Genomic DNA, 13,410 nt, shown 5'->3' with positions numbered 1-13,410 from the left:
GCTGCAGGAGAGAGCATGCAAGAGCACGCTGAGAAGACGCCCGAGTCGAACCGCCTAGCGCCTGTTCGATTGCTGGTGGCGCTGAGCGGTGGGGCCGAAGATGCGGCTCTGGTGAGGTCGGCCCACCGGTTGGCGGTACGTGATGGGATCAACTGGTGTGCGGCCTATGTGGACAGCGGACGCGAGGCCCCTCGTAGGCGAGAAGTGCTGGAGCGAGACTTTGCCCAGGTACAGCGACTGGGTGGTGAGACTCGGGTCGTCATGGGACAGGATCGTGCTCGTGAGCTGGTGGCCCTGGCCAGGGAGCTCAAGGTAGCAACTCTGCTGGTAGGACATGGTCGCCCCTCCGGGTGGCGCATCTGGCGCCGCCCGGTGGCGGAGCGCCTGGCCCGCCTGGGCGGCCCCTTCGACCTGGTGGTCGTGGCCGAAGCGCGTCAGCGCCCCCGCTTCCAACCGCACCGCCGGAAGCTGGTGTGGCGCTGGCGTGATCCCTTAATCGCAGTCAGTGCGACGCTGGCGGCACTGGGGCTTGCGCTGGGGTTAGAGACCTGGCTTCAACTGGGTAACCTCTCGCTGCTATTCCTCGCGGCAGTGCTGGTCAGTGCGACGCTGGCGGGAACCCGCTCGGCCATGCTGGCCGTGCTGCTGGGTTTTATTAGCTTCAACTTTTTCCTGACCGACCCACGCCACTCCTTGGCCATGGTAGAGCAGGACCAGGTGGTGACCGTTGCTGTTTACCTGCTGGTGGCGGTGGTGGTGGGGCAGCTCGCCGGCAGCGCTCGTAAGCACCTATTGGCCCTGCGTGCCAGTCGCGAGCAGACCTATCAGCTGCTGGCCTTTTCGCGAGAGCTCGCGGCGGCCACACATCGCGAGCAGGTCGAAGTGGCGGGGGCTGCGACCCTGATGCGCTGGCTCGGCTGCCCGGTAGTCATCCTGCCTGCCGAAGACTATGCGGGCGAGATTACGCCTCGGTGCAGCGCCCCAGAAGGCGTCTCGCTGGATGCCGGCGCGAAAACCAGCGTGACCTGGAGCCGTCAGCACCTTCGTCCCAGCGGCAAGGGAACTCAGCAGCCGATGGACACCGATTGGCAGGTGATCCCGCTGCTTGAGCAGCAGCGGCTGGTCGCCCTGGTGGGGTTGGCCCTTGGCCAGCGGGAGCGTCCCCCATCGCCGGATGAGGAGGGACACATCGATGCCATGCTCCGGCTGCTGGCCCTGGCGCTGGCGCGCACCCGTCTGGTGGCCGATCTGGAGGCCTCGCGCCTCTCCGAGGAGAACGAGCGCCTTCGCTCGGCGCTGCTCTCTTCCGTGTCCCATGACCTCAGAACACCGCTGGCATCGATCATCGGCTCGGCCAGTACCCTGCGCGACCTGGGTGATCAGCTCAGCGATGCCGATCGTACCGAGCTGCTCGATGGTGTGCTCAGCGAAAGCGAACGCCTGGACCGCTATATCCAGAACTTGCTGGACATGACACGCCTGGGCCAGGGCGGTCTGAAACTGGAGCGCGACTGGATCTCTCTGGATGACCTCGTGACCAGTGCGCTCAGGCGGCTGTCTCCCCTGCTGCAGGAGCTGAGGGTGGAGAGGCGCTGGCCGGACGGTCTTCCGCTGCTGCATGTGCATCCGGCGCTGATCGAACAGGCGCTGGTCAACGTGATCGAGAATGCCGCACGTTTCTCGCCACCCGGTGGCGTCTTGGGCATCGAGGCCGGCCTCGGTGCAGGGGAGCTATGGCTGTCGGTCACCGATGAGGGGCCTGGTATCGAACCCCACCTGCGCGAGCGCGTCTTCGACATGTTCATCACCGGCGGTGAAGGAGATCGCGGACGCCATGGTAGCGGTCTGGGACTGGCCATCTGTCGCGGTATGCTGGGCGCCCATGCAGGCACGGTCGTAGCCGAGCCAGGGCCAGAAGGGCAAGGAACCCGTATCGTGATGCGGCTTCCTCTACCAGAGATCCGGGAGCCGAGCGACGACCATGTTGACTGAGCCTCATCGTATTCTGGTGATCGATGACGAACCGCAGATCCGCCGTTTCCTTCGCATCAGCCTGACCTCCCAGGGATTCATGGTATACGAAGCGGCGAATGGTGGGGAGGCGCTCACTCGGGCCATCGAGGAGGCACCTCATCTGGTCCTGCTGGACCTGGGGCTACCCGACATGGATGGCCAGGAAGTGCTCGACCGGCTGCGCGCGCGCAGCCAGGTGCCGGTGATCGTGGTGTCTGTGCGCGGGCATGAAGCCGAGAAAGTGAGAGCCCTGGACCACGGGGCCAATGATTATGTCACCAAGCCCTTCGGCATCCGGGAGTTGCTGGCCAGGATTCGCGCTCTGTTACGGCTTCATCAGGTGAATATCCTGCCATCAGAGGGGGAGCGCTACCGGAGCGGTGACCTTCTCATCGACCTGGTGGCCCGGCGGCTTTGGCTTGACCAAGTCCCCGTGCACCTAACCCCCAAGGAGTACTCGGTTCTGGCACGACTCTGCCGCCACGCGGGCCGTGTCGTGACCCAGACCCACCTGCTGCGGGAGGTGTGGGGCCCTACCCACGTCGAGGATACCCACTACCTGCGCATCGTGATCAGCAAACTGCGTCACAAGCTTGGGGATGACCCGAAGTCACCCCGGCTACTGCAGACCGAGGCCGGCGTTGGCTATCGCCTGCTGGTCGAGCCCGAGGCTTCCGACGACCCGAATGGCCACATGGAGCCCCTGACATGAAGATCATCATTCTCGGCGCCGGCCAGGTCGGCGGCACCCTCGCCGAGCACCTGGCCCGCGAAGAGAACGACATCACGGTGGTGGATACCGACGGTGAGCGCCTGCGCGAACTGCATACCAAGCTCGACATCCGCACCGTGGTGGGCCCTGGCTCCTACCCCATGGTGCTGCGCCAGGCCGGCTGCGAGGATGCCGACATGCTGATCGCGGTGACCAGCCAGGACGAGGTCAACATGATCGCCTGCCAGGTCGCCCATACCCTGTTTCGCACCCCCACCAAGATCGCCCGGGTGCGCGCCACCGCCTACCTGACCCGCAAGGGGCTCTTCGCCCACGAGGCGGTGCCCATCGATGTGCTGATCAGTCCCGAGCAGGTGGTCACCGACCATATCCGCCGGCTGATCGAGCACCCCGGCGCCCTGCAGGTGCTGGAGTTCGCCGGCGGCCTGGTGCAGCTCGTCGCGGTCAAGGCCTTCTACGGCGGCCCGCTGGTGGGCCAGGACCTGGGGTTTCTGCGCCGCCACATGCCCAGCGTCGACACCCGGGTGGCGGCCATCTACCGTCGCAACCGACCGATCATCCCGCGCGGCGACACCGTCATCGAGGCCGACGACGAGGTGTTCTTCATCGCCGCCCGCCGCGACATCCGCGCGGTGATGAGCGAGCTGCGCCGGGTCGACCGCGACTTCCGCCGGGTGATGATCGCCGGCGGCGGCAACATTGGCGAGCGGCTCGCCGAGCACCTGGAGCACAGCCACCAGGTCAAGATCATCGAGCACGGCATCGAGCGCTGCACGGTGCTCTCCGAACGCCTCGACCGCACCGTGGTGCTGCACGGCAGCGCCACCAACAAGCGGCTGCTGGAAGAGGAGAACATCGACGAGTGCGACATCTTCTGCGCCCTGACCAACGACGACGAGGTCAACATCATGTCGTCGATGCTGGCCAAGCGCATGGGCGCCAAGAAGGTGCTGACGCTGATCAACAACGCCGCCTATGTGGACCTGGTCCAGGGTGGCGAGATCGACATCGCCATCTCGCCGCAGCAGGCCACCATCGGCAGCCTGCTGACCCATGTGCGCCGCGGCGACATCGTCAACGTCCACTCCCTGCGTCGCGGCGCCGCCGAGGCCATCGAGGCGATCGCCCACGGCGACATGCAGTCCTCCAAGGTGGTGGGCCGCGCCATCGGCGAGATCGACCTGCCGCGCGGCACCACCATCGGCGCCATCGTGCGCGGCAAGGAGGTGCTGATCGCCCATGACGACGTGGTGGTGGCGTCCGGCGACCACGTTATCCTGTTCGTGATCGACAAGCGCCGCATCCGCGAGGTGGAGCGGCTGTTCCAGGTCGGTCTGACGTTTTTCTGACAAGTCTTACTTACATTTTTTGACGCAGGACTGTTGGGTATCCGGGTTACTGAGGGGTATCCGGCGTTTTATTAAGGTTCATCGCAGACTGGCGTGAATAGGCCTTGTGAGAGGGACAGTTCAGTGCGATGGCGAGAACTGTTCGATGGCAACGGCGCCTAGCCAACATGAACCTGCCCCTCAGCGTAACGAAGTCCGCGAGGTTGTCGTGCACTCAGGAAGTAGCCTAGGGACATGGGGCCAGCACGACCCAGCAGCATTGTCAGAATGATGACCAGCTGGCCAGGCAGGGAGAGTTCGGGGGTGATTCCGTGGGTGAGTCCCACCGTACCGAATGCCGATACCGACTCGAAGGCAAGCGCCAAGAATTCCTGTTCCGGTTCGCTAATGGTCAACAGGAACAGGCAGCTGAAGATCAGCAGCAGCCCGACCAAGGCCACCACCACCGCCTTGATCACGGTGCCTTCCGGGATGGCCCGATAGAATATCCGTGGCTGCGGGCTGCCCTGCAGAAAGGCACGGGCGGCGAGCAGCAGCACTACGAGGGTAGTGATTTTGATGCCGCTGGCCGTGGACCCGGGACCGGCACCGATGAACATCAGCAGCATGATAAATAGTGAGGAGGGCGCTTCCAGGGCGGCAGTATCGAGAGTATTGAATCCTGCGGTACGCGGCGTAACGGCCTGGAACCACGCTGCCTGAAGACGCGCTCCCATACTCTCCAGCCCACCCAGCGTATGGGGGTTGTTCCACTCCAACAACAGCAGCGCTCCCATGCCCACCAATGACAGCCAGAAGGTGGCATGCAGCACGATCTTCGAATGGAGACTTAGCCTAGTGTGGTGTCGCCGTGCGGCGAGCTCCGCCACCACAACAAAGCCTAGCCCACCCACAATAAAGAGCAGGCTGATCACGCCCGTTACCAACGGGTTGGCTACTTCATCGGTTAGGCTGTGGGGCCAGGTAGAGAAACCGGCATTGTTGAACGCGGAAATGGCGTGGAAAAGACTGACCCATAGGCCTTCGACAAGGCCGAAGCGAGGCACCCAGACGATCGCCAACAGCAAGGTGCCGAGGCCTTCCGCCAGCAGGGCAAATAGAACCACCAGCCGTATTAGAGGGGCCAGGTCACGGTAGGAAGTGTAGTTGAGGCTCTCGCGTATCACGTACTGCTGGCGCAGGGGTAGACGCATGCCCAGCAGCACTAGGGTTAGCGCCGCAAACGTCATGAAGCCTAACCCCCCTGCCTGTATCAGGCCCAGGATCACAAGCTGCCCAAACAGCGTGTATCCGGCAGTATCGACCACCACCAGCCCGGTAACTGTCACTGCCGAGGTGGCCGTAAAGAGCGCTTCGTGCCAGGCCAATGGCTGGACCGATGCCATGGGTAGCAGCAGAAGCACCGTGCCGAAAAGGCTGAGCAGGGCGAAACCGATCAGCAGCAGTTCCGGGGGCGAGAGCCGGATAATGCGCCCATGGGGGAATTTTCTGAGCGGACGCTGCAAACGCCGGGGAAGTCTCATCCTCCTGTGCGTCTCCTCAAGCTAGAATTTCCTTCCCAGCTTACGCAGCTCATCCATGTTCCCCATCAGTACCATGTGATCACCCACCTCCAGGGTTGTCCCTTCGCTAGGGGAAGCGATCAGGATGTCATCCCGTTTGATCGCGACAAGTGCCAGATCGATCTTACCTAGTTCGAGGCTCTCGACCGTTTCATGCTCACCGCGCACCCGAGGGGTGACCTCCAAATCGACGACATACTGATGGTCTCCCAAGTCAATGAAGTCGACGATGACATTGTAATGCAGATTTTCCGCAACTCTGATGCCGGTATCTCGTTCAGGATAGACGATATGATCGGCCCCCAGATGCGTGAGCAACTGATAGTGTATATCTGACTGGGCCTTGACCCATATCCTGCGGGCCTTCTGCTCACGGGCCAGTACAGTGCAGATCATGCTGGCCTCGAGGTTGTCATCGACATCAATTATCACGGCATCATAGCCATCCAGCGACAGCTCGGCCAACACACTCCTGTCCGTAATGTCAGCGACCAGGCCGTGACTGAGATAGTCATCAAGGGCATTGACCCGCGCCTCGTCGCGATCCACTCCCAGCACCTCGTTGCCAAGACGATAAAGCTCCTGGGCCACCGTGACGCCGAAAAACCCCAGGCCAAGAATGGCGAATTGCTGTTTCATGCTTACTCCCGGAAGGGGGCCACATCGCCGCGGCCTTCGCGAACGATCGTCGGCGGCAGGTCGCGCAGGTCGATGACGCTGGTGGGCTCCAGGTGGCAGGCGCCACCATCGATGATCAGGTCGAGATGGCCGGCGTAGCGCTCGCGAATCGCCTCGGCGTCGGTCATCGGCAGTTCCTCGTCCACCGGGATCAGGGTCACGCTCATCAGCGGCTCGCCCAGCGCCTCGAGCAGGGCGTGGGTGATGCGATGGTCGGGCACCCGCACGCCGATGGAGCGCCGCTTGGGATGCAGCAGCAGGCGCGGCACCTCGGTGGTGGCGTTGAGGATGAAGGTGTAGGCCCCCGGCGTATGGGCCTTGAGCAGGCGGAAGACGGCGTTGTTCACCTTGGCGTAGGTGCCGATCTCGGAGAGGTCGGAGCACACCAGGGTGAAGTTGTGCTTGTCGTCCAGGGAGCGCAGCCACTTGATCTTGTCGATGGCCTTCTTCTCGCCCAGGTGGCAGCCCAGGGCGTAGCCCGAGTCGGTGGGATAGGCGACGACCCCACCCTGGCGGATGATCTGGATCGCCTGGTCGATCAGGCGCTTCTGGGGATTCTCGGGATGCAGCTGGAAGAACTGACTCATGATAAAGCTCCTTGTCGATGACCAGACCCAATCGTAGCGCCGCTCAGAGCTGATCCGGCGCTCTTCGCTGAGGTCGCGATGGGCCGCCTTAAAGGGTTCATCGCAGACTGGCGTGAACTTCCCTGTGGGAGGGACGGTTCGACGCCTCGACTTCAGCTCGCGAAGTAGCGCGCAGCGCTACCCATGGGGCGCCTCCGGCGCCTTCGCCCGGCAGAGCCGGCCTCCCACCGTAAAACCTGCCACACATGTTCACGCTAAAGTGCGAAGAACCCCTTAAAGCACGCCCCTAACTATAGCGCCAAGGCGGCCGCCAGCCTCGGGTGTGTCCACACCGGGGCCACGGCGGTGCGCGGCACAGGGCTCATGCTGCCCGGCGCCAGATGGCCGCCGGGAAAATGAAAGTCGCTGCCCACGGAGGCCAGCAGCCCGCGCTCATCGAGCTGCCGGGCCAGGTCGCGGGTCACGTCGGCGTTCTGGAAGCCGCTGACCAGCTCGGCGGCCTGCCCGCCGGCATCGCGGAAGTCATCCAGCAGCAGGCCGCGCTTGCGCCGGGTCAGGCCATGACGCAGCGGGTGCGCCAGCACCGCCACCCCGCCGGCGTCGAGCACCCAGCCCACCGCCTGGGCCATGGCGGGCCAGTGGGACTTGACGTCGCCGGGCTTGCCGCTGCCCAGGTGCTTGCGAAAGGCCGTGGCCATGTCCGGCACCAGCCCGGCGGCCACCAGGGCGCGGGCGAAGTCCGGCCGGCCCAGCGGGCGCATTGAGCCGGCCTGATCGCGGGCACGGGCCAGGGCATCGGGCAGCCCCACCTTCTCCAGGCGCTGGGCGATCACCTCGGCGCGCGCCTCGCGGGCCTCGGCCTGGGCCTTGAGCCCTGCCGCCAGGCTGCCGGCCACGCCCCGCGGCAACAGCCCCACCACGTGGATATTGATGCCCGACCAGCGGGTCGATAGCTCGGTGCCCGGCAGCAGCCGAATGCCCAGCCGGTCGGCCGCCGCGGCGGCCTCGGCGACCCCGGCCACGCTGTCATGGTCGGTCAGGGCCACCAGCCCGAGGCCGCGCTCGACGCACAGGGCCATCAGCTCGGCGGGCGCCAGGGCGCCGTCCGAGGCGGTAGAGTGCATGTGCAGATCGACCCGGGCGGGGCCAGGGTCACCGTCGAAACGGGAGGGAAACAGGGGCATTGGCATGACGCCGGGAAGCGACTTTGTCAGAATAATGGCCCATGGTGCGCGCCCGGCGAGGGCCGGTCAACGTTAGCGCCCCGTTCGAGTCCCGCGGCTCGCGCCGCTCATACCCGAGGAAGCCACGCGATGCTGTATGCGATCATCAGCGAAGACGTCAACAACAGCCTGGAGCGCCGGCTGGCCGCCCGCCCCGACCACCTGGCCCGGCTGGAGAAGCTGCGCGACGAGGGCCGCCTGGTGCTGGCCGGCCCCCACCCCGCCGTCGACGCCGACAACCCCGGCGAGGCCGGCTTCACCGGCAGCCTGGTGGTGGCCGAGTTCGACAGCCTCCACGATGCCCAGGCCTGGGCCGATGCCGATCCCTACATGATCGCCGGCGTCTACGCCCGGGTCAGCGTCAAGCCCTTCAAGAAGGTACTGCCCTGACCCGCGGCCGATAACGGCACCGCCCCCTGACGACCGCTGCAGCCAGTTTTCCACAGGGCCTTGCCCACAGCTCCTGTGGATAACACTGTTGATACGCCGCGGATGCCTGCCGCCATCCCCCATGACAGGTCGCCGCGTCCCGATCGATCAATTCTTGAGCGCCCTGCGCCCCGGAGCTCGCCGTGTCCGATTCCCATGCCGCCCTGCCGCCCCTGGCCGGGCTGGAAACCGCCCGTCTCGACTGGTCGCCCGGCGAGGACGGCGCCGCCGCCCCGCTGTCGGCCCGCTTCGACGATGTCTACTTTTCCCAGCAGGATGGGCGTGCCGAGACCGAGCACGTCTTCCTCGACGGCAACGACCTGCCCCGGCGTTTCGCCGCCTGGCGGGAGCAGCGCCCCTTCGTGATCGGCGAGACCGGCTTCGGCACCGGGCTCAACATGCTGTGCGCCTGGGCCTGCTTCGACGCCTGCGCTCCCGCATCGGCGCGGCTGCACCTGGTCTCCACCGAGCGCTTCCCCCTCACCCGGGAGGATCTCGCCCGGGCGCTCGCCGCCTGGCCCGACCTGGCCCGGCGCGCCGAGGCCCTGGTGGCCCAGTGGCCCGCGCCGGTGGCCGGCGTGCACCGGCTGTGGCTCGACGAGCGGGTGACCCTGGACCTGCACTTCGGCGATGCCGCCGAGCGGCTCGCCCTGCTCGAAGGCCGGGTGGATGCCTGGTTCCTCGACGGCTTCGCCCCGGCCAAGAACCCCGAGATGTGGCGTCCCGAACTGTTCGCCGCCCTGGCGGCCCGCTCGCGGCCCGGGGCCAGCTTCGCCACCTTCACCTGCGCCGGGGTGGTCAAGCGCGGCCTGGCCGAAGCCGGCTTCGCCTGGCGAAAGGCCCCCGGCCACGGCCGCAAGCGCGACATGCTGATCGGGGAGATTGCGGCGCCGCCCAGCGACAGTCGTCGCCAGCGTACGCCCTGGTTCCGCCCGCCCGCGGCGCAGCCGCCGCACCACGTGGCGGTGATCGGCGCCGGGATCGCCGGGGCCAGCGCCGCCGCCGCCCTGGCCCGGCGCGGCGTCGCGGTCACCCTGATCGACCGCTTCCACCGGGCCGAGCTGGGCGCCACCCACCTGCAGGGGGCGCTCTACGTGAAGCTCGCCGCCGACACTAACCTGCAGAGTCGCAGCTATCTGGCCGGCCTGCTCCACAGTCGGCGCTGGCTGGAACGGCTGGACCCGGCGCAGACCCTGTGGCGGCCTTCCGGCGTGCTGCAGCTGGCGCTGAGCGAGAAGGAGCGGGCGCGCCAGGCGCGCTTCCTGGCCCATCACCCCCTGCCGGAGAGCGTGGTGCGGGGCCTCGACGCCGAGGTGGCCAGCGCCGTCGCCGGCGTCCGGGTGGCGGGCCCGGCGCTGGACTATCCGGAGGCGGGCTGGGTCAGGCCGATGGAGCTGTGCGCGCGCCTGGCCGACACGCCGGGGGTTGGTTTCCGCCGAGGCACCGTCACCGCGCTTGAGCCCGGCGCGCAGGGCTGGACGCTGGCGCTGGACGACGGCGAGCGGCTCAGCGCCGATCAGGTGGTGATTGCCACCGCGGTGGAGGCGGCGAGCTTTCCCCAGACCTCGGCGCTACCGCTGCAGCCGGTGCGTGGCCAGATCAGCCAGATCCGCGTGCCCGAGGGGGCGCCCGCCCTGGACCGGGTGGTCTGCGCAGGGGGCTACGTGCCGCCAGCGGCGGACGGCGTGCTCAACGTCGGGGCCACCTTCGGCCCGGGCGATACCGACCTGGGCGAGCGCACTGCCGACCATCTCGCCAACCTGGCGGAGCTGGAGCGCGACCTGCCCGACTTTGTCGCCGGGCTGCGCACCGCCGGCGCCGAACTCTCCCCCGAGCGGCTGACCGGCCGCGTCGGGGTGCGGGCGGCCAGTCCCGACAAGTCGCCCTACTGCGGGCCGGTGCCCGATGTCGAGGCGTGGCGTGAGGCCTACGCGGCCCTGGCCAAGGACGCCACCCGAGTGCCCGCCACGCCCGGCCGCCACCATGAAGGCCTATGGATCAGCGCCGCCCACGGCTCCCGGGGGCTAGCCAGCGCTCCACTGTGCGCGGAGCTGCTGGCCTCGCGCCTCTGTGACGAGCCGCTGCCCCTCGAACAGCCGCTGGTGGATCATCTGCACCCCGGACGGCGGGTGATCCGCGAGCTGATTCGCGGCCACTGAGTCGGCTTGGCGGCCCGGCGCGGGCGCGCCGGGCCGTTCAGGGCGTTCGCAGCGCCGTGGCGCGGCCGCCGGCGGGGCACCTGTCGAGCACGAACTGCGGCCCCGGGCGCCCCAGGTGGTAGCCCTGGCCGTAGTCGATGCCCAGCTCGCACACCTTCTCGAGCACCGCCTCGTCCTCGATAAACTCGGCGATCGTTTCGATGCCCAGGCTCTGAGCCAGGGTCACGATGCTCTTGACGAAGGCCATGTACTTGTCGTCGTTGAGCATGCTGCGGATGAACTCGCCCTCAATCTTGATCACGTCGATGGGGAACTGCTTGAGGTAGCGGAACGACGAGAAGCCCGAGCCGAAATCGTCGATGGCGAAGTTGAAGCCCTCGAGCTTGAGGTCGAGCACGAACTTCTCCAGCAGCTTGAGGTTGCTGACAGTCTCGCGCTCGGTGAGCTCGAAGACGATGCGCTCCGGGCGGATGTCGTAGTCGATGGCCAACTGGTGGATGCGTCCGATGAACTCCCCGATGATCAGCGACTTGGGAGACAGGTTGATGAACAGCATGCCGGTGTAGCCCTGCTCGCTGACCTGGGCGAAGGCCTTCTCGATCAGCTGGTAGTCCATCTTGTGGATGACGCCGATGCTCTCGGCGATATCGATGAACTCGCCGGCCGGAATGATGCGCTCGTCGATCTCGATGCGCATCAGCAGCTCGTGGATCTGCACCTCGCCGGTCTTGGCATCGGCGATGGGCTGGAAGTAGGGCACGATGCGCCGCTCCTCCAGGGCGCTGAGCACCATCTGGTTCTTCTCCCCGACCTGGCGGAAGATCGCCGCCACCTCGTCGTCCTCCGGCAGCGCGACACAGTTCTTCCCCTTGCGCTTGGCCTTGTACATCATGTTGTCGGCCATCAGGAAGAGGTCGTGGGCGTCGCCGGCATGGCGGGGATAGGCGGCTATGCCGATCGAGGTGGTGGCCCGCACCGTGGTGCCGTCCGGCGCTACCAGCGCCTGCTTCTCCAGCTGGTGGGCGATGCGCTGGGCCACCGAGTAGGCCTGCCCCTCGTCGGTCTCGGGCAGGATGATGGAGAACTCGTCACCGCCATAGCGGGCCAGGAAGTCGCCCGGGCGCACCGACTCGCAGAGCGTCTCGGCGAAGGCCTGTAGGAACTGGTCGCCGAAGGCGTGACCGTAGCGGTCGTTGACCGTCTTGAAGTTGTCCAGGTCCATCATCAACAGGCTGAAGGAGTCGCCGTGGCGCTGGGCGCGCCCCACCTCGTAGCCCAGCAGGTCCTTGAACATCCGCTGGTTGTGCAGCGAGGTGAGGGGGTCGCGGGTGGCGTAGAACTCCAGGTCCTGGGTGTACTTGTAGATCGCCTTGACCGACCCCACGAGGTTGAGCAGCGTGGAAAGGATGCCATCGATGACGATATGGCGCAGCGGGTCCTGGGCCAGGTCCGACTGCACGCCGATGCCGACGATGCCGCCGATCTTGGGCGCCTCGAGCAGCAGCGACTTGGTCTGCAGGCGAATGTCCTCCGCGGTGATCTGCGGGGACGCCTCGTCCCCCGGCACCCAGGGGTGAACGGCGTGGTGGATCACCTTCAGCACCCGCACGTCGGTTTGGCCGTGGTGCTTGTTCTCGAGCAGCTGGGTCAGCAGGGATTCGAAGGTCTCGCGGGTCTGCGGCGCGACGTCCCGGTGCCAGAATACCTCCAGCTCGTAGCCCTCCTCCTCCACCTGGAAGATCGTCACCAGGGTGTGGGCGGTGATGATGGTGTTGATCTCACCCAGCAGCTCCTTGATGAACTCGCGCCAGTCGCGCACCACGTCGGAGGTGATGATGAACTTGCTGAGCAGGCGAATCTCGAACTCCAGGATGTCCTTGTCCACGGCCACGTTCTTCAGCCGGCCGGCCAGGGCATTGACGTTCTGGAAGGCGTCGTTGAGCTCCTGAAAGTGCACGTCGACATCGTTGACGTCGAGCTGACGGAAGTCCTCCACCGAGTTCACCGCGGCCAGCCGCTGCCGGAAACCGTCCATGGATTCGCGAATGCGGTTGGAGAACACCGTGGAGATGGCCAGCGCCAGCAGCAGCAGCATCATGGAGGCGACGATGAACAGCGCCACGTAGTTGCCGCGCATCTCGGCGCTGATCGGCGACATGTCGTGACGGATATCGATGACGCCGAGGATATCGCCGGAGGCGGCGTTCTGGTGGCAGCTCAGGCAGTCGGAGCCGGCCACCAGCGGCATCACCCGGCGCAGCTGCCCTTCCTCGCGCAGCACCCGGGGCTCTCCCGAGGCGAAGGCCGCGCCGATGGCAGCATCCCTGGGGGGCTGGTCGACCTCGCCGAAGCGCTCGGCGACGCGCTCGCCGCGATACAGCGCGAAGCGGTAGGCGCTGTCGGCATGGGCGCGCTTCATGCCCGCCATGAAGGCCTCCATCTCCTCGCGGCTCCAGCCCTGGCGCATCACATGCAGCATGGCGTTGTAGCTCTGCTGCGCGAGGGTCTCCGAGGCCTCCTCGGCCTGGCGGGCGATGATGTCCTCGTAGAGCAGCGTCGCCACCAGGGTGACACTGAAGAATACCGCCAGGGATACCGACAGAATGGCTACCAGCACGAACCCCTTGAGGGTCCGCAGGTAGGCCAGAAGCGACTTGGCCATGGTCAACATTGGATA

General features: G+C 66.4%; 10 protein-coding genes. 5 read left to right on the top strand and 5 right to left on the bottom strand.

Annotation, left to right across the window (positions count from 1 at the left end; translation table 11 throughout):
* The first annotated feature begins 15 nt into the window (after positions 1-15).
* The 3 genes from ACZIYR_RS02900 to trkA are packed head-to-tail and all read left to right on the top strand — an operon-like array spanning position 16 to position 4,095.
* Positions 16-1,992, top strand: a complete 1,977-nt coding sequence (locus tag ACZIYR_RS02900; RefSeq protein ID WP_483528141.1) for a DUF4118 domain-containing protein — start codon at positions 16-18, stop codon at positions 1,990-1,992.
* Positions 1,982-2,725, top strand: a complete 744-nt coding sequence (locus ACZIYR_RS02895) for a response regulator transcription factor (RefSeq protein WP_483528140.1) — start codon at positions 1,982-1,984, stop codon at positions 2,723-2,725. Before ACZIYR_RS02900 ends, ACZIYR_RS02895 begins: the two co-directional genes overlap by 11 nt.
* Positions 2,722-4,095, top strand: a complete 1,374-nt coding sequence (trkA, locus tag ACZIYR_RS02890) for a Trk system potassium transporter TrkA (protein ID WP_483527414.1) — start codon at positions 2,722-2,724, stop codon at positions 4,093-4,095. Before ACZIYR_RS02895 ends, trkA begins: the two co-directional genes overlap by 4 nt.
* Before the next feature lie 158 nt (positions 4,096-4,253).
* On the opposite strand, the gene ACZIYR_RS02885 is transcribed toward trkA, so the two are convergent.
* The 4 genes from ACZIYR_RS02885 to ACZIYR_RS02870 all read right to left on the bottom strand — a co-directional run bounded on the left by ACZIYR_RS02885 (position 4,254) and on the right by ACZIYR_RS02870 (position 8,112).
* On the bottom strand, positions 4,254-5,618 hold the full coding sequence (locus tag ACZIYR_RS02885; protein WP_483528139.1) for a TrkH family potassium uptake protein: 1,365 nt from the start codon (positions 5,616-5,618) through the stop codon (positions 4,254-4,256).
* Between the two features lie 21 nt (positions 5,619-5,639).
* The gene (locus ACZIYR_RS02880) at positions 5,640-6,296 is read right to left on the bottom strand and encodes a potassium channel family protein (RefSeq protein ID WP_483528138.1); all 657 of its coding nucleotides are present in this window, start codon (positions 6,294-6,296) and stop codon (positions 5,640-5,642) included.
* A 2-nt stretch (positions 6,297-6,298) separates the two neighbouring features.
* Complete coding sequence (locus ACZIYR_RS02875) at positions 6,299-6,922, bottom strand: L-threonylcarbamoyladenylate synthase (RefSeq protein WP_473032318.1); 624 nt, start codon at positions 6,920-6,922, stop codon at positions 6,299-6,301.
* Between the two features lie 290 nt (positions 6,923-7,212).
* Positions 7,213-8,112: a PHP domain-containing protein gene (locus ACZIYR_RS02870; RefSeq protein WP_483528137.1), complete on the bottom strand. Its 900-nt coding sequence runs from the start codon at positions 8,110-8,112 to the stop codon at positions 7,213-7,215.
* Between the two features lie 123 nt (positions 8,113-8,235).
* On the opposite strand from ACZIYR_RS02870, the gene ACZIYR_RS02865 reads away from it, so the two are divergent.
* On the top strand, positions 8,236-8,535 hold the full coding sequence (locus ACZIYR_RS02865; protein WP_483528136.1) for a YciI family protein: 300 nt from the start codon (positions 8,236-8,238) through the stop codon (positions 8,533-8,535).
* 182 nt (positions 8,536-8,717) lie between these two features.
* On the top strand, positions 8,718-10,733 hold the full coding sequence (gene mnmC, locus ACZIYR_RS02860; RefSeq protein WP_483528135.1) for a bifunctional tRNA (5-methylaminomethyl-2-thiouridine)(34)-methyltransferase MnmC2/FAD-dependent 5-carboxymethylaminomethyl-2-thiouridine(34) oxidoreductase MnmC1: 2,016 nt from the start codon (positions 8,718-8,720) through the stop codon (positions 10,731-10,733).
* Positions 10,734-10,770: 37 nt separating this feature from the next.
* Here the strand turns inward: mnmC and ACZIYR_RS02855 are convergent, their stop codons facing one another.
* On the bottom strand, positions 10,771-13,395 hold the full coding sequence (locus ACZIYR_RS02855) for a putative bifunctional diguanylate cyclase/phosphodiesterase (protein ID WP_483528134.1): 2,625 nt from the start codon (positions 13,393-13,395) through the stop codon (positions 10,771-10,773).
* Between the last annotated feature and the right edge of the window lie 15 nt (positions 13,396-13,410).

The sequence above is a fragment of the Billgrantia sp. NRB1 genome, from assembly GCF_056921725.1.
Note: the sequence above shows the minus strand (reverse complement) of the source record. Positions and strands in the feature narration are given on the sequence as shown.